The organism is Amycolatopsis sp. NPDC058340, from assembly GCF_042723975.1.
Taxonomy (GTDB): Bacteria; Actinomycetota; Actinomycetes; order Mycobacteriales; family Pseudonocardiaceae; genus Amycolatopsis.
In genome coordinates this window covers 24,365-43,923 of the sequence record NZ_JBHXIB010000063.1, presented here as the reverse complement: position 1 = coordinate 43,923, position 19,559 = coordinate 24,365, and the positions used below count along the sequence as shown (strand labels likewise).

Genomic DNA, 19,559 nt, shown 5'->3' with positions numbered 1-19,559 from the left:
AAAACCCCCCCCTGGTTTCACAACTCGGCGTTGTTTGCTAACCCAATTTTCTCTTGTTTTTTGGGTGTTATTGGGTCTTGCCCAACGCACGGAGCACCCGCGAGCGGCGCCGCGACACCCGCCGGAAGCCGCTCGCGACCAGGAGCACGGCTAGAGTGCGCGGTGATGAGACGCAAGCTCCGCCCGCCGCTCCCGCCCCGTCACGGGCTCGACCCCGCGAGGCTCAAGATGCCCGCCGAGGGGCCGTGGACGACGTTGCGGGAGCACCTCGTCGAGCGGCTTCCCCGCGTCGCACCCGAACGGATCGAGGAAATGCTCCGCGAGGAGCGCATCGTCGGACTGGACGGTCCGCTGGGCGTCGATTCGCCGTTCGTGCCGGACTCGTTCATCTGGTTCCACCGCGACCTGCCCGACGAGGTCGAGGTGCCGTTCGAGGTTTCCGTGCTACACCGCGACGAGCATTTCCTCATCGCCGACAAACCGCATTTCCTCGCGACGATCCCGCGCGGACGGCACATCCTGCAGACCGCGCTGGTCCGGCTGCGCCGAGAGCTCGACCTCCCACGGCTCACCCCCGCGCACCGGCTCGACCGGGTCACCGCGGGCCTCATCCTGTTCGTGAGCACGCCCGAAGTCCGCGGCAAATACCAGACAATGTTCCGGGACCGCTTGGTACACAAGGAATACGAGGCGGTCGCGCGCTACGATCCGGCCGTCGCGATGCCGCGCGAGATCAGCAGCCGCATCGTCAAGGAACGCGGGGTCATCGCCGCGCAGGAGATCGACGGGCCGCCCAACGCCGAGACCCGCGTCGAGCTGATCGAGCACCGCGACGGTCTCGGCCGCTATCGCCTGATCCCCGCGACCGGCCGTACCCACCAGCTCCGGCTGCACATGAGCGGCCTCGGGTTGCCGATCCTCGGCGACGACTTCTACCCGGAGCTGACCGAAACCCCGCTCGACGACTTCACCGAACCCTTGCAGCTGCTGGCGAAGGTCCTCGAGTTCACCGATCCGGTCACCGGGGAACACCGCCGGTTCGAAAGCAGGCGGACGCTCCAGGCGTGGACGGACCTCGACGCTTGGCGCCGCGGCCCGGTGGTCGCAGGTCCGTGAGGGCCTCCTTGCCTACCCTCAAGGTAGGGAAGGAGGCCCTCACGGACCAGACGGTGCCACATGCGCCCCACCTGCACCAGCAGTCACAGTGGTGGCGCGTGAAGGACAGCCGAGCAAAAACGAGGCGGGTCACTTCCGCCAGAACTTGATCCCGCTCCAAGTCACCTTGACCGGCCCGGCGCCACTGGCCGTCCGGTAGGCGCCGAACTTGTCGTAATAACTCCCGCCGCTGCTGCTCACGGTGTGCTTCAGCGAACCGTTGAGGTACACCTTGTGCGTGCTCCCGACCTGGTGCACGGTGTTGACCCGCACCGACGTCCCGACGGTCGCGCCGCTCCCCACGGTGTCCCCGCCGTGCACGGCGTAGAGCCGCCCGCCGCGTTCGACCGCGAGCATGAAGTACGGTCCGGCGGTCGGCGCGTCGCGGAAGGTCTGCTTCAGGCTGATCCGGGTGCCCGCCATGCTGGTGATCCGGAACGACCCCTCGAACTGCCGGGTCCCGCCGGTGTAGGTGACGTAGCGTCGTTCCGCCCGTTGGTCCCCGCTTCCGGTGGAGCAGGTCAGTTCGAAGTTCAGCCCGTCGACCTTGCCGCATCCGCGTTCCTGCACCTTGAACGACGGGTTCTCCACCGTCCAGGGCCCCGTTCCGACCTGGGCGTTCGCCGGCATCGCCGACGCGATCAGGCCGAGGACGGCCGTCGCGACCACCCCGGCGGTCCGAAGTCGTCTCCGCATCCTGCCTCCTGCGCATTCGGGGCGGCGGTGGTCCAGACCAGGACCAGGCTGCGACTGTACGAGCACGAACCGTCGTCGGACAAGACGTTGACGCCCCGGCGTCCCGCTGATTGGGTAACGACGGTGATCCTTTCCTTGACGGTCCTCGAAGGACTGGCGGCCGGGACGATCGACCTGGCCTTCCGCCGCTGGTCGAAACAGAACGTCCGCCCCGGCGACGTCATGCGCCTGGAGGCAGGGGTGATCGAGGTCGTCTCGGTCGAGATCGTCGACCCCGCCGGCATCACCGAGGACGACGCCCGCCGCTCCGGCGCGGAGTCCGCGAACGCGGTCCGCGGGACACTGCGCGGCCCCGCGGACGCGCCGGTGTACCGGATCCACCTGCGCTACCTCGGCCCCGATCCCCGGCGTGCGCTCAGCACGGACGCCGAACTGTCCGAAAAGGACGCCGAGGCCATCGGCAAGCGCTTGTCCGAGATGGACAGACGCCACCCGTGGACGCACGAGACCTTGCGGCTCATCGCCGAAAATCCCGGCCGCCGCGCGCAAGAGCTCGCCGATCTCCTCGGCCGCGAGAAGGAACCGTTGAAGGTCGACATCCGCAAGCTGAAGAACCTCGGCCTGACGCTCAGCCTCGAAGTCGGCTACCGGATCTCCCCGCGCGGTGCCGCCTATCTGCGCCTCATCGAGGATCCCGGTAGAACGCGGTGAGCTCCGGGGCGAGGCGCTCCGGCGGGACACTGTGGAACTCCCCGTCCAGCTCGACCTGTCGCGCATCCGGGACCGTCTTCACCACGGCGAGCGCCGCGGCCTTCAGCCAGTCGGTGCTGCCGTTGCTGTTCACCACGAGCACGGGTGTCTCGATCGACGCCAGTTCGCCCGGCACTTTGGAATCCCTCATCACGAAGGCGTCGTAGACGAGCGTGGGCGCGAACGATCGCAGCTCCGCCCACATCGGCGTCGCCTTGGCCGCGGCGACGGCCTCGGCCGGCGTGCCGACCGCGGACATCGTGAACAGCGCGACGGCGTCGTCCCACCGGTCCGCCGCGACCAGCTCGCGCATCTCGTCGGCATACCCCTCGGGGACTTCTTCCGTCTCGCCGCGATAGGGCGGCTCGAACACCGACAGGCGTGTCATCGGCACTCCCGCCGCGGCCGCGAGCAGCGCCAGCGCGCCGCCCGAGGAGATGCCGTGCACGATCACCGGCTCGCCGATCGCGGCGACGACCGCGGCCAGATCCTCGATCTCGCGCTCGACCGCGTACGGCGCGGTGTCGCCGCTGCCGCCCCGGCCCCGGCGGTCGTAAGTCACCACGGAGAACTCGGCCGTCAGCTCCGCGACCAGCGGTTCGTCTCCGTGCCGGTCGTTGCCCGCGCCCGCGACGACGACCAGCGCCTGCCCCTCGCCGCGTCGTTCGAACGCGATCGGCGTCCCGTCCGCGGACTTCACTGTGTGGATCATGCCGACCATCGTGCCCGACGGCACCGACAGAAAGCAGGTCATTTACCCACTCGAACACCCGTTCGACAAATGATCGGATCCGGGGTAGGTTCGGTTGCCATGACCCCCGCCCTTCAAGCCTCGCTGTTCGACGAGTGCGCCGCGCTCGGGCTCGGCTCGCTCGACGGGCTCCGGCGCACCGAGCTGACCCGAGGCGCCTGGATCGACGTGCTGCCCGGCTGGCTCACCGGCGCCGACGAACTGTTCACCCGGCTCGCCGAAGACGTGCCGTGGCATGCCGAACGACGGCAGATGTACGACCGTGTCGTCGCCGTTCCCCGGCTGCTGAGCTACTACCGCGAGGGCATGCCGCTCCCCCACCCGATCCTCACGGAAGCGAGGGAGACGCTTTCGGCGCACTACGCGGAAGAGCTCGGCGAGCCGTTCGCGACCTCCGGCCTGTGCTTCTACCGGGACGGGCGCGACAGTGTCGCCTGGCACGGCGACGACACCGGCCGCTCCCGCACCGAAGACACCATGGTCGCGATCGTCTCGGTCGGTGCCGCCCGGCAGCTGGCGCTGCGCCCGCGTGGCGGAGGCGAGACGGTCCGCCACGCCCTCGGCCACGGCGACCTGATCGTCATGGGCGGTAGCTGCCAGCGCACCTGGGAACACGCCGTCCCCAAAACCGCCAAACCGGTCGGCCCGAGGATCAGCATCCAGTTCCGCCCGAGAGGAGTCGCCTGAGGATCAGCCCAAAGACACAGGCAGCGCGTCGACGCCGTAGACGATCGAGACCTTCCGGAAGCCCACCTCTTCCGGCGCGATCGCCAGCCGCATCTCCGGGAACCGGCGGACCAGCGCGGGATACGCGGTGCGCAGCTCCATCCTGGCCAGTTCGGCACCGATGCAGCGGTGGATGCCCCAGCCGAAGGCGAGATGCGACGTCGGCTCGCGGGTCGCGTCGAACTTCTCCATGTCCTCGCCGAGGACGCCGTCGCGGTTCGCGACGCTGAGCGACACCAGCACGATGTCGCCCTTCGCGATCCGGACACCGGCGATCTCCATGTCCTCCTTGGCGAACCGCGGGAAGGCCATCTGCACCACGGTCAGATACCGCAGCAGTTCCTCGACGAACTTGTGGACGGCATCGTCGTCGCCGCGGACGGTCTCGAACAGCTCGCGATCCTTGAGCAGCACGAGCGCGCCGAGCGCGAGCATGCTCGCCGTGGTCTCCAGCCCGCCGGTGAGCACGCCGTCGGCGAGGCCCGCCAGTTCGCGGTCGTCGATCTCGTCGCCGTGCTCCTTGATGAGCATGCCGAGCAGGCCGTCGCCCGGGTTCTCGCGCTGTTTCTTGACGATCTCGTCCAGATAGGACAGTGACTCGGTCATCGCACCGAGTGACGCGCCCGCGCCGCCGAAGAGATCGAACCGCGCGGTGCTCAGCCGCTGGAAGTCGTCGCGGTCCTCGTACGGGACACCCAGCAGCTCACAGATCGTCAGCGACGGGATCGGCAGCGCGAAGGCCTCCCACAGGTCGACGGGGCCGTCCGCCTTCTCCATCGCGTCGAGCTGCTCGGCGACGATCTCGTCGATCCGCGGCGTCAGTCGCGAAAGCCGGCGCATGGTGAACTCCGGTGTGAGCAGCCGCCGCAGCCGGGTGTGCACCGGCGGATCGGCGAACCCGAGCCCGCCGGGGTTCTGGTCCTCGGTCACGCCGGCGTTCCCGACCAGGTTCGTGAAATCGCTGCTGAACTCGCCGACCTTGCCCAGCACGGCCTTGGCCTCGTCGTAGCCGGTGACCAGCCAGCCGTTCATCCCGAACGGCAGGTCGAGTTTGCTGATCGGCTCCGCCGCGCGGATCCGGCCCAGCTCGGCCACCGGGTCGAGCCCGTCGCGTTTGAGCGGCAGCAGCGCGTTGTCCGGGATGACCGACATCTTGGACAGGTCGAACCCGTTCTTCTGCTGACGCGCGAGGTAACGGCGGCCGATCCAAGCCAGCACGCGCGAGCGAATGCTCCCCATACTTTGCACCCTACTCCAGCCCGCGACCACCTGACCTGGCACAACAGGCCGCCTTCGCCCATCGGGGCAGGAACTTCGACGGCTGTTCACCCGCCGTCCCACTCGATTACTCACGTCCAGAAAGTCGGATTTCCCTTGTCAAGGGTTCCCGGCGGCCGGGAGACGTCGGTCACCGTCGGTCACGACGGACCGGCGGTAACGCCTGACAGCGGGCGCGCGTCGTGAGATTGTCGGACCCTACTGGGAGGATTCGGACATGTCAGCCGCGCTCATCGGACGTGACCATCCCGCGGGGGTGCTCCGCGCGGAGATCGCCCGTGCCACCGAAAGCCACGGCGGGCTGGTGCTGGTCACCGGAGAAGCCGGAATCGGCAAGACCACGCTCGTCACCGGCGCCGCCGAAGAAGCGAAACGTCTCGGCGCCCTCGTGCTCAACGGGTCCTGCTGGGACTCGGCGAGCGCCCCGGGTTACTGGCCGTGGACACAGGTGGTCCGCGGGCTGCGGCGCGCGGTCGGCGAGCGCTGCTGGGCCGCGATGGCCGACAGCGCGCTCGACGTCCTGCTCGGCGAGTCGCGCGGCGACGGCGCGGCGGACGGGTTCCGGTTGTACGACGCGGTGACGAGCGTGCTGGTTGCCGCTTCCCAGGACCAGCCGGTCGTCGTGGTGCTCGACGATCTGCACTGGGCCGACGCCGCGTCGCTGCGGCTGCTCGAGTTCGCCGCCCAGCACACCTGGTTCGAACGGCTGCTCCTGATCGGCACGTACCGGGATGTCGAGGTCGAAGCGACCGATCACCCGCTTCGCTCGCTCATGCTGCCGTTGCTCGCGAAGGCCACTTCGGTCACTCTCACCGGCCTCGAACCGGACGAGGTCGGCACGCTCATGGCCAGGACGGCCGGCGCGGAGCCCGACGACGCACTGGTCGCCGAAGTCCACCGCCGCACCGGCGGGAATCCGTTCTTCGTCGAGCAGACGGCGCGGCTGTGGCACAGCGGCGGTTCCGCCGAGACCATCGCCCCGGGCGTGGCCGACGCCCTCCAGAGACGGCTTTCCCTGCTCCCCCAGCCGGTTCTCGATCTGCTGACCACCGCGTCCGTGCTGGGCAGGGAATTCCACCGCCGTCTGCTCGCGGGGGTGGCGTCGGCGCCCGTGCCCCAGGTGGACCGGCTGCTCGATCAGGCGGTCGCGGCGCGGCTGGTCGTGGTGCACGGGCAGGGCCGGTTCGCCTTCGCCCACGACCTCGTCCGCGAGACGCTGTACGCGAGCTTGTCCGAACCGGACCGCCGCAAACAGCACGCCGCGGTCGTCGCGGCGGCCCGCGAGACGCCGTCGACATCGGACCGGCTCTTCCCCGCGGACATGGCCCGCCACGCGCTGCTCGCCGGCCGGGAAGTCGATCCGGACGAGGCCGTCGACCTGCTGCTCGCCGCCGCGATCGACGCCACCGGCCGGATGGCGATCGAGGAGACGACCACGCATTACCGGCGGGCGATGGAAATCGTCGAAGACCGGCGGCGCCAGGCGGTCATCGCGCTCGAATTGGGCGCGCATCTGACCCGCCACCAGGACACGGAGGAGGGCAGGCAGGTCCTCGACGACGTCTCGGTGCTCATCCGTGAACTCGACGACGACGATCTCCTCGCCCGGCTGGCGCTGACCCTGATCCGCGCCGATCACAAGGGCCTGCGGGCCGACGAGACGGTCAAGGTGCTCACCGAAGCGCATGGACGGCTGTGCGGCCGTGAGCCCGGCCGGGACGTCACCGTCGAAGAGATGACGCAGGAACTGACCGCGCACATCATGATCACCGCCCGCGACGACCAGGACGATTCCGCCCTGTTGTTCGGTTTGTGGGCCCGGCACGACGCGATCTGGGGGCCGGGCAGCGCCGCGGAACGCGAGCGGCTCACCGACGAACTGGTCCTCGTCGGCCGCCGCACTTCGAACCCGGAATTGGAGCACTACGCGGCGTCGTTCAAATGGGTGGCGCTGCTCGAACAGGGCGATCCCCGGTATTTCGAGCAATATCAGGAATTCCTCGCCCTGGCGGCCACCGGCAGGGCGCCGAGTTCGCAGCTGGCGTCCCGGATCGACCAGAGCATCATCGCCACGCTCCAGGGCCGGTTCGCCGAAGCCGAGGCGTTCATCCAGCAGGTGATCTCGTGCCACGAAGGCGACGAACATCCCCATTTCGGTGATCTGAACCAGTTGCAGCGGTGGGCCCGGTGGTGCCTGGAGGGGCGGTTCGACGAGCTCGCCGGGTTGCACCGGGAGATCTCCCGCAACGGGTACGCGTACGGCCGGCTGCTGGAGGCGATCACCGCGGCCCAGCGCGAGGATGCCGGGGAGGCCGTCCGGCTCACCGATCTCGCGGCCGACGTGAAGCCGTATCCGCGTGACCTGGAAGCGTTGTGGTTGCGCTGTCAGGCGCATACGGCGGCGGTCTCACGCGATCCCGAACGCTGTGAAGCCGCCCGCGCGCTTCTCCTGCCCTACAGCGGGGAATGGCTGGTTTCCCTGTACGGCTGCGAGATCTCCGGCCCGGTCGACCTCTGGCTCGGCAGGCTCGATCTCGCGCAGGAACGGTGGAACGAAGCGGTGGACCGGTTGCGCGGTGCCATGCTCTCCGCGGATCGCCTCAGGGCGACGGTCTGGGCGACCGAGGCCAAGTCCTGGCTGGCGGACGCCCTGCTCGGCCGTAACCTCGACGGCGACGCGACGGCCGCGGTGAACCTGCTGTCCGAAGTGGCCGAAGAAGCCACCGCGCTCGGTATGCGACCGGTCGTGGCCAGGGTGAAGCGGGCGCGGGAGGCCGCACGGACCCCGGCGGCGCCGACGGCCGAGTTCCGCCGCGACGAAGCCGTGTGGACGCTGCACTTCGACGGCGTCACCGCTCACCTTCCGGACTCGAAAGGCTTGCGGGATCTGCATTTCCTGCTCGGCAGGCCGGGCTCGGACGTGGCGGCCGTGCGGTTGCTCGATCCCGAAGGTGGCGAGGTGGTCGTCGCCGCGAAGAGTCTCGGCGGGGACGCCGTCCTCGACGAAGAGGCGAAGGCCCGGTACCGCGCGCGGCTGGACGAACTCGACGAACTGATCGACACCGCGACCGGGCTGGGACAGGACACGCGCGCCGCCGCGCTGGACCGGGAGCGGGACGCGCTGCTCGCCGAGCTGCGGTCCGCGGCCGGGCTCGGCGGCCGCACCCGGCGCCTCGGCGACGAGGCCGAACGCGCCCGCAAGACGGTCACCGCCCGGATCCGGGACACCCTGCGCAAACTCGACGAGCAGCATCCGGCGCTGGCCGCGCACCTGCGCGCGTCGGTCACCACCGGTTCTTCGTGCCGGTACGCGCCCGAGAACAAGGTCCCCTGGCGGCTGTGAGCCGCCAGGGGACCTACCCCCGGCTCATTTGCGGTTGTAGAGCCGCATCGTCAAGGTGCCGAAGATCGCGAGGATGACCGCGCCGGCGATCAGCACCCAGGTGATCTCGCCGCCGTCCCAGTCGCCGTCCATCATCGAGCGGACCGCCGCGACCACGTGGGTCACCGGGTTCACGTCGACGAAGGCCTGCAGCCAGCCCGGCATCGTCTCCGGATTGACGTAGATGTTGCTGAGGAAGGTCAGCGGGAACAGCACCATCATGCTGACCCCCATCACCGACTTCTCGCTGCGCAGCAACAGGCCGAACATCGTCCAGATCCACGAGAACGCGAACGAGAACGCCAGCAGCAGGAGGATCGCGGCGGCCACGCCCCCGACTCCCCCGGCGGGACGGAAGCCCATGATCAGCCCGACGCCGAGGATCACCAGCGAGGCGATGAGGTAACGCAGCATGTCGCCGAGCAGGTAGCCGACCATCGCCGACGGCCGCCAGATCGGCAGCGTGCGGAACCGGTCGAAGACGCCTTTTTCGATGTCGGTGTTGACCGCCACCCCGGTGTACATGGTGATCATCAGGATGCTGCTCGCCATGATGCCCGGCAGCACGAACTGCAGGTACTGCGTCGGCGAGCCGGACAGCGCGCCGCCGAACAGGTACGTGAACATCAGCGTCATCATGATCGGGAACGCCGTGACGTCGAACAGCTGCTCGGGCACGTGCTTGATCTTCAGCATCGCGCGCCACCCGAAGGTGACCGATGCCGACAGCGCGCTGGGACGCTGTGGGCGGTTCTTCGCGATCAGGACGGCGGCGAGATCCTCCGCCTTCGGTGCCGCGAGAACGGGTTCGTTGTCTTTGACTGCCGTGGTGCTCAAGCTGCACTCTCCTCAGGCGTGGCGGTGCGGTCGGTCAGGGCCAGGAAGACCTCGTCGAGGCTCGGCTGGCCGAGGGAGAAGGTGTCGACGACGATTCCGGCGCGGGCGAGTTCGGCCAGAGCGCGCGCGGCGTGCTCGGCGGCGCCCTGTTCGGTGCTCTCGCCGGAAAGCCGGGCGGTCAGCGCGACGGGGTCCGGTTCCAGGAGCACCTGTGCCTCCAGGTTCCGGACGAGCAGCGCTTCGGCCTCGGGCCGCTGGCCGGCCTCGCGCAGCCGGACGTGGACGGCGCCCGCGCCGACCGACGCCTTCAGCTGGCCCTTGGTGCCTTCGGCGATCACCTTGCCGTGGTCGATGACCGCGATCCGCGAGGCCAGCTGGTCGGCCTCGTCGAGGTACTGCGTGGTCAGCAGGACGGTGGTGCCGTGCTGCACGATCGCGCGCACGATGTCCCAGACCTGGTTGCGGCTGCGGGGATCGAGCCCGGTCGTCGGCTCGTCGAGGAAGAGCACGTCCGGGGTGTTGAGGATGCTCGCGGCGATGTCGATCCGCCGCCGCATCCCGCCGGAGTAGTTCTTCACCTGCCGTCCCGCGGCCTCGGTGAGGCCGAACGCCGCCAGCAGCTCCGCCGCCCGTGCGCGGGCGGCCGGTTTGCGGTGCCCGGTCAGCCTGCCGATCAGCACCAGGTTCTCGGTGCCGGTCAGGTCTTCGTCGACCGAGGCGTACTGCCCGGTCAGGCTCACCATGGACCGGACCGCGTCGGCGTCGCGGACGACATCCTTGCCGAAGATGCGCGCTTCACCGCCGTCGGGGCGGAGCAGGGTCGCGAGCATCTTCACCGCGGTGGTCTTGCCGGCGCCGTTCGGCCCGAGGACGCCGTACACGGTGCCGGCGGGGACCTTCAGGTCGATCCCGTCGACCGCCCGGTTCTCGCCGAACACCTTGACCAGCCCCGAGGCTTCGATGGCCAGTTCACTCATTTTCCGTTTCCTTTCAGAAGCTTTCAGCAGACGTAGGGGCGGGCGGCGCGCGCTTCGCGCAGGGCGAGACCCCACCAGGCGAGTGCGTCGAGCAGGGTGGTCACCGCCTGTACTTGCCCGTCGGAATCGAAGAGGGTGCCGTCGAGGAGGTTGAAGGCCACGGTGTCGCGCATGGTCACCGTGTGCAGCTCGGTGAAGATCGTGCGCAGCTGCTCCACGGCGTAGAGCCCCTGGGAGCGGTAGCCGTAGGAGACGAAGCCGACCGGTTTCGCGCGCCACTCGTCGTAGGCGCAGTCGATCGCCTGCTTGAGCGACGCCGGGAAACTGCGGTTGTACTCGGGGGTGACGACGACGAACGCCTCCGCCTCGTCGACCAGCCGCGCGAACCGCTTCATGTCGTGCGTCGGGTGCTCCGGCAGCCCGGCGGGCAGGTCGAAGTCGACCAGGTCGAGCACTTCGGTGACGAGGTCTTCCCGGCGTTCCGCCCGGCCGGTGAACCACTCGCCGACGGTGTCCCCCACCCGTCCTTCACGGGTGCTGCCGATGATCACCGCGACCCGTAGCGGACTGGCGTCCATGACCGACCTCCTCTCGCCTCACCCCTCAGGCGCGAGAAAGCCGCCGGGCCTTCGCTAGATCGGATCTAGCGAAGGCCCGGCGGCTTCGGTCGGTGATCTCGCTATGCGTCCAGCGCGATCGCGATCGCGCCCAGCAGGGACGCGTCCTGGTCGAATTTCGCCGACACCAGTTCCGGCGGGAACGGCACGGCCCGCGCCAGCCGCTCGCGCAGCGCCGGCAGCAGGATGTCGGCCGAGCGGACCAATCCCCCGCCGACGGCGATGCGCTGCGGGTCGAGCGCGATGGCGAGGTTCGCGACGTGCATCGACAGTTCGTCGAGTGCCGCGCCGACGAGTTCCTTCGCCTGCGCGTTCTCCCTGGCGAGGCCGAACAGCTCGCCCGCGGTCACCGGGCGGCCGAGCAGCACACTCGCCCGGCCGCCCAGCCCACGCCCACCGACGGCTTCCTCCAGCGGCGCCGCTCCGCTGGCGAACCCGTCGGTGTCCTGCGGTGAGAGGAGGTTGTACCCGATCTCTCCCGCAGCTCCGTTGGCGCCGGCCAGCAGCCGGCCGCCGACCAGGACCGCCGCGGCGATCCCGGTCCCCAGCGAGAGGAACACCGCCGGATCGGTGTCCGCCAGCGCCCCCCATCGCCATTCCGCGAGCGCCGCCGCCTTGGCGTCGGTGCCCACTTCGATCGGGACGCCCTCGAACTCGGCCGCGACGAGTTCGCGCAGCCGCAGTTCCTCCCAGCCCGGCACGTTCGGCGCGAGCAGGATGCGGTCCTCCAGCACGATGCCCGGGCTGACCACGCCGATCGCGACCAGCCGGTCCGCGGCGCCTTCGTCGGCGAGCAGCTTCCGCGCGGCGGCGAGCGCACGGCTCACCACCTGCTCGGCGCCCGCTTGCGCGTCGGTGTCGAGACGCCGGGTGACCAGCAGGCTCCCGGCTCGGTCGGCAAGCCCGATCGCGACCTTCGTCCCGCCGAAGTCGATCCCCAGGATCAGTTGTTCCCCCGTCACTTCCCGGCCCCCTCTGCCGCCCCCGCGAACGTTTCCTGAATCCCCTTCGGCCCGAACGGCCACACGCGCTCCGCCTTCGCGTAGGCGAGGAACGCCGCCACGCCGAGCACGATCCAGCCCACCGAAAGCCCGATCGAGAGCAAGGTGGCGGAGAAGTAGATGTAGACCCAGCCGAGCAGCGCGATGATCGTCGGGATCGGGTAGAGCCATTGGCGGTACGGCCGCTCCAGCTCCGGCCGTCGCCGCCGCAGCACCACGATCGCCGCGACCTGCGCGAGCGACTGGACGATCACCAGCACCGTCACCGCCGCGTTGATCACCGCGGTCAGGGTGAACAGCGAGCCGACCGCGGCGATGGCGCCCATCGTCAGCACACCGGCCGTGGGCAGGTTCAGTTTCGGGTGCAGCCTGGCGAACACCGGCAGGAACACCTTGTCGCGCGCGGCCTCGAACGGGACCCGCGAACCGCCGAGCAGGCCCGCGAACACCGAACCGATCGCCGCGATCACGATGAACACGGTGATGACCTTGGCCGCGCCGGTGCCCCACGCCTGTTCGAGCACGGTGGAGGCGACCGAAGTGGCGTTCTTCAGCTCTTCCAGCGGGATCGAGCCGAGGACACCGAGCTGCAGCAGGAAATACAGGCTCATGATGCCGAGGATCGAGAGGATGATCGAGCGCGGCAGCGTCCGGCCGGGGTCACGCACCTCGCCGCCGAGATAGGCGCTGGTGTTGTAGCCGAGGTAGTCGTAGATGGCGATGATCAGGCCCGCGCCGAGCCCGGCCCAGAACGCGCCGCCGCCGAACGAGAACGCGCCCGGCGTGAAGGCGAACGCTTGCGCGCCGTCGAAATGGGTGAAGGCCGCGACGATCACCGACAGCGCGGCGAACAGCATGATCCCGAACAGGACGGTGGTCAGCTTCCCGATCTCGCCGATCTTGCGGAACAACGCCAGCACGATCAGGGCGATGATCCCGAGGCCGATCACCTTGCCGAGCGTCGTCGTCCCGCCGTCGTCGGCGACCCCGGGGATCAGGTACCCGAGGTACTGGACGAGCCCGATGATGCCGGTGGACATGATCAGCGGGATGAACAGCACCGCGCTCCAGGCGAAGAGGAACGGCATGAGCCTGCCGGTGCGGAAACCGAACGCCTCGCGCAGGTAGACGTAGGTGCCGCCGGCACCGGGGAGCGCGGCGCCGAGTTCCGCCCAGATGAGGCCGTCGGCCAGCGCGATGACCGCGCCGATGAGCCAGCCGAACATGGCCTGCGGGCCGCCGAGGGTCACCACCATCGCGGGGATGGTGACGAACGGGCCGATCCCGCACATCTGGGTCATGTTGATGGCGGTCGCCTGGAGCGGCCCGATCTTCCGCTCGAGCCCCGGCCGCGGGGATGAACTCAAAACGCGCCTCCCTGTTAGTTAGTAAAGTTTCTTAACATAATTTCGGGCGTGTCGGAAGGCCATGCGGCGAAGTTGTCGCGCACCGGTCCACCCGGATTTGCCCGAAAGGGCCGACCAGGGACGTATCAGGACGATCGCAGCGCGCCGCCAAGGGCTTTATCGAGCAGAACCTCGAACCGCTCCGCGAGAGTCCCCGGGCGGTGCGGTGTTCCGGTCGTGATCACGGGCACCGGACGCCCGTTCCTGCCCGCGGGGGCCCGTCACGCGCACTCAGGCCGGTCGGCACACAGGCGTACGACAGGGAGCACGCGGTCGAGCGTCGCGGAGCTGCTGGCCGGCGTCGCGTTCGTGATCCCGAAACCCCGGCCCGTTCCGCAGCCCGGCTGCCGGCGTCAGCCCAGGTGGCGCGCCAGCCACTCGGTGAGCGTGTCGTCCACCAGTTTCGCGATCGGCAGTTGCGGCGCGGGCTCGATACCCGGATCTTCGGCCAGCGGATGGGCGAGACCGGGCACCCTCGCCAGGCCGACGTCGTCCGGACGGGCGTACCCCTCGCGCAGCGCGGCGACCAGATCGTCGGCGTCGGCGCGCAGCGACGGATAGTCGTCCTCGCCGGAGACAAGCAGCAGCGGAACTTGCGTTTCCCGCGCCGAAATTTCACCCGATCGTGCGACGAAGTCGAGCTGATCCGCGGCCTGCTCCGCCTCGTCGCTCCACGGATACGGCTGTTCCAGCAGGCCTTCCACCAAGCCGACCACCGAACGCGCCCGCACGGCGGGGTTGATCAGGGCCGCCGCACGGACCGGGATCTCCCGCGTGGCCAGGATCGTCAGCGCCACCGCTCCGCCAAGCGACCCGCCGACGACCGCCATGCGGGACGTGTCGAAGCCGAAGCGTTCACGCAGTTCGGCCAAGGCGGCGGGGAATTCCAGCGCCGCCTGGCGGACGAACGGGTCGACGTACGCGAGCATCGCGTCACGCCGGGCGCGCTCGATCACGGCGTCCATCGAGCCGTCGACCATTCTCGCGCCGCACAACGGCATTCCGAGGTAAACCCGCCACGCCGGCACCCCCGCCAGCGGCAACGCGGCCGCGAACGCCGCGTCGGAGCGGGGCGAATCGATCATATGCCAGGCGACGACCACCGGAGCGGGTCCGCTGACCTCGGCAGATGGCGGCAAGACGGTGAACGGCACCCCAGCGGCCGTGCCCGTGACCGGTTCTCCCACCGCGATCCTTCCTCGTGTGCTGTCGATCTCCACGATATCCAGGACGTGCCGGAGGCGGACCTCGTTCCGCCACAAGCGAAACAGTATGCCCGCGACGTCACCCCGACGCGCCGCGGAGGTGGTTGCGAGCGAGCGGCGGCGGCCGAATAGTGTTGCGGCCCGGCCCTTTGGAGGTGAACCGCCCGTGCCCGACGTCGACTATTACGAGGTGCTCGGCGTGGGCAAGGCCGCCTCGGTCAACGAGATCAAGACCGCGTACCGGCGCCTGGCGAAGTCGCATCACCCGGACACCGGCGGATCCGCCCTCACGTTCCAGCTGGTCCGCGAGGCCTACGACACGCTCAGCGACCCGATGCGGCGCGCGGGCTACGACGCGGGCGGGCGCTCGGTGCGCGTCCCGATCCGGCCGCGGCCGCGGCGTCGGTTCGGCGAAGAACCCGGCTACGAGGCCGAGCCGGTCGTGATCGATCCGGACGACCTCGAATGGTGGGAATTCGCCGCACAGGACGAGCGCGTGCGCCACGGCCGCCGTCGCGGCCCCGGGCACACCCCCGTGGTGGCGGCGGTCGGCGGGATGGTGCTGGTCCTGCTGCCGGTGCTGACCGGGGTCGGCTTCTCGGCCCCCACGCTGATCGTCTGGCTGCTCCTGACCGCCGGAACCGCCCTGCTGGTGCAACGGCTCGCGCGCGGCTATCTGGCCGCTTCCCGCGCCAAGAACCGGTTCGCCGCCGAATTCGGCGGGAAACGCGTGTTCGGCACCCCCGGCGTCGAGACCGACGAACTCGCCGAGCGGCTCACCGCCGACATGCTCGAGCGCTACCTGACCCGGCTGCCCGGCGCGCGGATCTTCCACGGCCTCTCGTGGCCGGACTCGGTGTTCGCCGACGTCGACCACGCGGTGCTGTGCGGGAAGCGGCTCGTGCTCGTCGAATCGAAGCTATGGCTGCCGGGACACTACGAAACCGGTGACGACGACCGCCTGCTGCGCAACGGCCGCGCCTTCCGCGGCGGCGGGAGCAGGCTGACCGAAAGCCTCGCCGAGTTCCGGCGGGTACTGCCCGGCGTCACGCTGCGCGGGGCGATGATCGTGTACCCGAGCCGGACCGGTGAGATCACCACGGATCTCGACGACCCTTCCCCCGCGCCGCCGATGACGCCGGAGCAGTTCCTGCACGAGATCGGCGGCTGGCTTGCGGCGGAACCGTCCACTGTGGACGCGGCGACGATGCGGGTGGTGCGGGACCGGGTGGTCGGCACCGGCTAGGGACTCAGGCTCGCCCCTGTGTCGCGAACGCGGCTAACGGCAGCGCGTGAAGGCCCCCTTCCCTCGACTGAGCCGAGGGAAGGGGGCCTTCACGCGCGAAACGAGGAGCTACCGGCCCGAGCGCTCCTTGTTGGCACGCGCGGACCGGGTGCAGACCTCACCGACGTCGACCGTCTGGCCGCGGTCGATGTAGACGTCCGTCAGCCCGACGAGCTTGCCCTTCGGCGACGTACAGGTCAGCTGGTACGCCTCCTTGGGACCGTAGGTCGGCGGGATCGGCGACTGGAACGACACGCCGCCGGTCCAGTCGTCCACAGTGGACGGGTTCGCCTGCGAGTAGTTGACCAGCACGGCCCGGTAGTCCCCGGCGGGCGGGTCGTACAGGATCGCGTGTTCCTCGGTGGTCGAACCGTTCGCCGACGACGACACCATGTTGCCCGCGGCGTCGAAGACGTACAGGTCCCAGTCGGTGTCCTGGCTGGCCCACTTGACGTCGACGCTGAACTTCCCGTTGTCGACCTTGGGGAGCCCGTCCACGTGGAACGTGAAGCTCTCCGAGGTCGGGTCCGTCGGGTAGTTCTGGTTGATCGCCGGGACCCCGGCCGGGTTCACGGCCTGGATCGCGGGCTGTGCCGGCCCCTGCGGTTCACGGCCGTAGCGGCCCGCGACGTAGGGACGGGTCGACGGGTTGATCGACCACGCGAACCGGCCACCCGTCGACGACAGCGACGAGTTCAGGTCGTCGGTCACGTAGATCGGCGGCTTCGTCGAGCCGTCCGGCTGCACCACCGGGGAGGTCGGCGTCTGGAAGGTCTTGTGCAGCTTCAGCTGGTAGCCCTTCGGCGCGGTGCCGATCAGCGTCGAGTGCGCCGCCGGGTCCGCGGTGTTGGCCAGCATGTCCACGAAGGCCTGCCGGTTGCCGCCCTTGCCGGCACCCGCCGCGGGGGCGACACCGGTGTATTCGGCGACGACACCGTCGGCGAACGGCGGGTGGAACTCGTTGGGGCCGACCTCGAACGTGAAGCCCCAGCCACCGGTGGCCCAGTACGACCAGTCCTCGGTCGAGCCGGTCGTGTCGTAGAGCGCCCACGACGGCTGGCTGGTGTATCCGTTGCGCGAGGCCATCTTGTCGCCGAGCGCCTTGTACGCCGGCTCGTCGAGCGGCGGGCGGACGGCGGCGACACCCGGGACACGCAGCACCAGGTTCGAGAAGGTGTGCAGCGTGATCAGGTTGGTCACCTGGCGGTTCGACACGATCGAGCGGATGTTCTGCGTCTCGGGCTCGGAGAACGGCCCGGCACCGCGGAACGTGTCGCTGCGCCACACGGTCGACGCGCCCGCGCCGCCCCAGAAGCCCGCGTAGTTGCGGTTCGGGTCGGTGCCGCGTTCACGGCCGCCGGGGTTGGCCTTGCAGACGCCGGTCGCGAACTCCTTGGGCGAGTCGTTGACGTTGCAGTTCTTGCGCTTCATCTCGTAGTCGAAGCGCGAGAAGTCGCCCTTGGGCTCGGCCTCACGGGAGATTTCGAAGCCGTCGGGGTTGACGATCGGCACGATGATGTTGCGCGTCCGGCCGACCAGCCCGCGGATCTCGGCGTTGCTGCCGGTGTAGCCCTTGACCAGTTCGTAGGCCCATTCCATGGCGTGTTCGCCCGCCGGCCACTCACGGGCGTGGTGCACGCCCATGGTGAAGTTGACGGGTTTGCCGTCGGCGATGTTCTTGACGTCGGTCGCGATCTCGAGACCGACGACGTCGCGGCCTTCCCAGGTCGGCTGCGGCAGCGTGAACGCCGTGACGAGCCGGGGGTTCTTGCGGGCCAGTTCCTTGACCTCGAACTGGTAGTCGTAGAGGTGCCGGTAGCTCGTGCGCCCGGACGGCAGGGTGGAGCCCGGCGTCTTCGCGGCGTACTCGCGGTCGGTCTTGGCGTTCTGGATCGACCGCGCCGAAAGGTCGCCGTCGACCACCTTCGCTTTGAAGCCGTTGTCCGCCAGCGTCTTGCGGTCGGCGTCGTTGGCGAGGACGACCTCGACGCCGGTGGCGTCGGCCTTCTCCGTGACGTCCAGCCCGAGCCGCAGGAGCTTGTCCTTGTCCTGCTTGGCGGGCGTCTCGACCCGGACCAGCTCGGCGCGCTGCGGCGCGGGCGCGGCGCCGGTCGGGGTCCCCTGCGGGGTGAGCGAGAGGAAGTCGACCCCCAGTACCGCGTCGCGTGTCCGCCCGTCGTACCGGCAGGTCTGCACGACCAGCTTCTGGTCCTTCTTCACGAAGCCTTCGGCGAGCTCGTGGGTGCGCAACGCGGCGGACGCGGCGACCACGGCGCCGGTGGCCTTGTCGAAGACCGCGATGTCCCAGTCGCCCTCGTTTCCGCCGCGCGGCGCCAGGCGGGCCTGCAGCAGACCGTCCACTGTGGACGTGAACTCGCGCCGATCGGTGCCGGACGTACCCGGCTTCTGCAATGCGGCGAAACAGGACCGCGGCACGGCCTGATCGGCTCGCACCACGTTGTCCGCGGCCCCCGCCGTCGTGGCCGACGGAAGTGCCACGAAGGTGCCGGCGAGCACCAGGGTCGCCGCCGTCCATCCCGCTCTTCGCCGGTTTGGTGAATACCCCACAGACTGACCTCCTTGGACAGTCCGGTGACCGGGTGAGGTCACCGGTAGCGAGACCCTAGACCCGCGGCCCCGCCGGAGGGACCCGCCACAAGTCGCCTGCACCTCTTTCGGCCCAACGATCTCACCGTCCGTGCTGGAACGATCACTCGCACACGCGCGTAAAGGGACTTCCCTGTCGATTTCGACAGGAAGGCCTAAGAAAACCTTCAGGTTGGGTGGTTACCTTTCAACCATGACGACGCCCCAGGTCACCGCCAGGTCACCGCTGGCCCTGCTGGCCGCCGTGGTCTCCGTCGCCGGCGGAGCGCTGCTGATCCTGTTGCTGCAGGTCCTCCCCGCCACCAGCGACATCAGCCCGGTCCGCCGCACCATCAGCGAATACGCGCTCAGCGAGAACAAGTGGATCTTCGACGTCGCGGTCCTGCTGGTCGCGTTCGGCTCGGCGATCGGCTTCGGCGCGCTGATCCGCCGCAAACACCTTCCCGCCCTGTCCGCGGCGTCGGTCTTCTGCGCGCTCTGGACGGTGAGCCTGGTGGTGATCGTGGCGTTCCCCAAGAACAACTGGGCGATCGGGCCGAGCACGGGCGGGACGGTGCACCGGATCGCGAGCGTCGTCGCCTTCGTCTGCCTGCCGCTGGCCGTGTGGTTCGCGGCGAAAGCCGTCTTCCCCTCCTCCCCCGCGCGGCGCGCCGTGACCCGGGTGCTCGCGGTGGCGGCCCTGGCCTGGTTCGGCGTGATCCTCGGGGCGATCGTGGTCTCGATGAACGGCGGCGAGCCCTGGTGGCGGGCGATCCCGCTCGGGCTGGTCGAACGCGCGATGGCGCTGACCGGGCTGGTCGCCCTGGCGTCACTGCTCATCCCCGCGCGCGTGGTCACCGCCCCGGTGACCGAGCGGGCCGAGGCTCTGGAGACCGCGTCCTGAGCG

Annotated in this window: 16 protein-coding genes; 6 read left to right on the top strand and 10 right to left on the bottom strand. The window is 69.6% G+C overall.

Features of this window, described 5'->3' with window-relative positions; genetic code table 11:
• The first annotated feature begins 165 nt into the window (after positions 1-165).
• Positions 166-1,116, top strand: coding sequence for an RluA family pseudouridine synthase (locus tag ACFWIW_RS37755; protein WP_378372869.1), 951 nt, complete (start codon positions 166-168; stop codon positions 1,114-1,116).
• 129 nt (positions 1,117-1,245) lie between these two features.
• Here the strand turns inward: ACFWIW_RS37755 and ACFWIW_RS37750 are convergent, their stop codons facing one another.
• Positions 1,246-1,851: a hypothetical protein gene (locus ACFWIW_RS37750; RefSeq protein ID WP_378372868.1), complete on the bottom strand. Its 606-nt coding sequence runs from the start codon at positions 1,849-1,851 to the stop codon at positions 1,246-1,248.
• Between the two features lie 123 nt (positions 1,852-1,974).
• Between ACFWIW_RS37750 and ACFWIW_RS37745 the strand changes: the two genes are divergently transcribed.
• On the top strand, positions 1,975-2,562 hold the full coding sequence (locus tag ACFWIW_RS37745) for a hypothetical protein (protein WP_378372867.1): 588 nt from the start codon (positions 1,975-1,977) through the stop codon (positions 2,560-2,562).
• Here the strand turns inward: ACFWIW_RS37745 and ACFWIW_RS37740 are convergent.
• Positions 2,534-3,355, bottom strand: a complete 822-nt coding sequence (locus ACFWIW_RS37740) for an alpha/beta fold hydrolase (protein WP_378372866.1) — start codon at positions 3,353-3,355, stop codon at positions 2,534-2,536. The genes ACFWIW_RS37745 and ACFWIW_RS37740 overlap by 29 nt on opposite strands.
• Before the next feature lie 57 nt (positions 3,356-3,412).
• Between ACFWIW_RS37740 and ACFWIW_RS37735 the strand changes: the two genes are divergently transcribed.
• Positions 3,413-4,039, top strand: coding sequence for an alpha-ketoglutarate-dependent dioxygenase AlkB (locus ACFWIW_RS37735; RefSeq protein WP_378372865.1), 627 nt, complete (start codon positions 3,413-3,415; stop codon positions 4,037-4,039).
• A 3-nt stretch (positions 4,040-4,042) separates the two neighbouring features.
• On the opposite strand, the gene ACFWIW_RS37730 is transcribed toward ACFWIW_RS37735, so the two are convergent.
• The gene (locus ACFWIW_RS37730) at positions 4,043-5,317 is read right to left on the bottom strand and encodes a cytochrome P450 (protein WP_378372864.1); all 1,275 of its coding nucleotides are present in this window, start codon (positions 5,315-5,317) and stop codon (positions 4,043-4,045) included.
• Positions 5,318-5,573: 256 nt separating this feature from the next.
• On the opposite strand from ACFWIW_RS37730, the gene ACFWIW_RS37725 reads away from it, so the two are divergent.
• Entirely contained in the window at positions 5,574-8,699 is a 3,126-nt protein-coding gene (locus ACFWIW_RS37725) for an ATP-binding protein (RefSeq protein ID WP_378372863.1), read from the top strand.
• Positions 8,700-8,723: 24 nt separating this feature from the next.
• Here the strand turns inward: ACFWIW_RS37725 and ACFWIW_RS37720 are convergent, their stop codons facing one another.
• The 6 genes from ACFWIW_RS37720 to ACFWIW_RS37695 form a co-directional block, all read right to left on the bottom strand.
• Positions 8,724-9,575, bottom strand: coding sequence for an ABC transporter permease (locus tag ACFWIW_RS37720; protein WP_378372862.1), 852 nt, complete (start codon positions 9,573-9,575; stop codon positions 8,724-8,726).
• Positions 9,572-10,552 carry an ATP-binding cassette domain-containing protein gene (locus ACFWIW_RS37715; RefSeq protein WP_378372861.1) on the bottom strand — a complete coding sequence of 327 codons (981 nt, stop codon included), beginning with the start codon at positions 10,550-10,552 and terminating at the stop codon, positions 9,572-9,574. Before ACFWIW_RS37715 ends, ACFWIW_RS37720 begins: the two co-directional genes overlap by 4 nt.
• Positions 10,553-10,575: 23 nt before the next feature.
• Positions 10,576-11,130 carry an NADPH-dependent FMN reductase gene (locus ACFWIW_RS37710; RefSeq protein ID WP_378372860.1) on the bottom strand — a complete coding sequence of 185 codons (555 nt, stop codon included), beginning with the start codon at positions 11,128-11,130 and terminating at the stop codon, positions 10,576-10,578.
• Positions 11,131-11,231: 101 nt separating this feature from the next.
• The gene (locus ACFWIW_RS37705) at positions 11,232-12,131 is read right to left on the bottom strand and encodes an ROK family protein (protein WP_378372859.1); all 900 of its coding nucleotides are present in this window, start codon (positions 12,129-12,131) and stop codon (positions 11,232-11,234) included.
• Positions 12,128-13,537: an APC family permease gene (locus ACFWIW_RS37700; RefSeq protein WP_378372858.1), complete on the bottom strand. Its 1,410-nt coding sequence runs from the start codon at positions 13,535-13,537 to the stop codon at positions 12,128-12,130. Before ACFWIW_RS37700 ends, ACFWIW_RS37705 begins: the two co-directional genes overlap by 4 nt.
• Positions 13,538-13,929: 392 nt before the next feature.
• On the bottom strand, positions 13,930-14,763 hold the full coding sequence (locus ACFWIW_RS37695; protein ID WP_378372857.1) for an alpha/beta hydrolase family protein: 834 nt from the start codon (positions 14,761-14,763) through the stop codon (positions 13,930-13,932).
• A 184-nt stretch (positions 14,764-14,947) separates the two neighbouring features.
• Here ACFWIW_RS37695 and ACFWIW_RS37690 point away from each other — a divergent pair, with 184 nt between their 5' ends.
• Positions 14,948-16,027 (top strand): DnaJ domain-containing protein, encoded by a 1,080-nt coding sequence (locus tag ACFWIW_RS37690; RefSeq protein WP_378372856.1) that lies wholly within the window; start codon positions 14,948-14,950, stop codon positions 16,025-16,027.
• A gap of 108 nt (positions 16,028-16,135) precedes the next feature.
• On the opposite strand, the gene ACFWIW_RS37685 is transcribed toward ACFWIW_RS37690, so the two are convergent.
• Positions 16,136-18,634, bottom strand: coding sequence for a M14 family zinc carboxypeptidase (locus ACFWIW_RS37685; protein WP_378372855.1), 2,499 nt, complete (start codon positions 18,632-18,634; stop codon positions 16,136-16,138).
• Positions 18,635-18,866: 232 nt separating this feature from the next.
• Here ACFWIW_RS37685 and ACFWIW_RS37680 point away from each other — a divergent pair, with 232 nt between their 5' ends.
• Entirely contained in the window at positions 18,867-19,556 is a 690-nt protein-coding gene (locus ACFWIW_RS37680; RefSeq protein ID WP_378372854.1) for a DUF998 domain-containing protein, read from the top strand.
• The last annotated feature ends 3 nt before the right edge of the window (positions 19,557-19,559 follow it).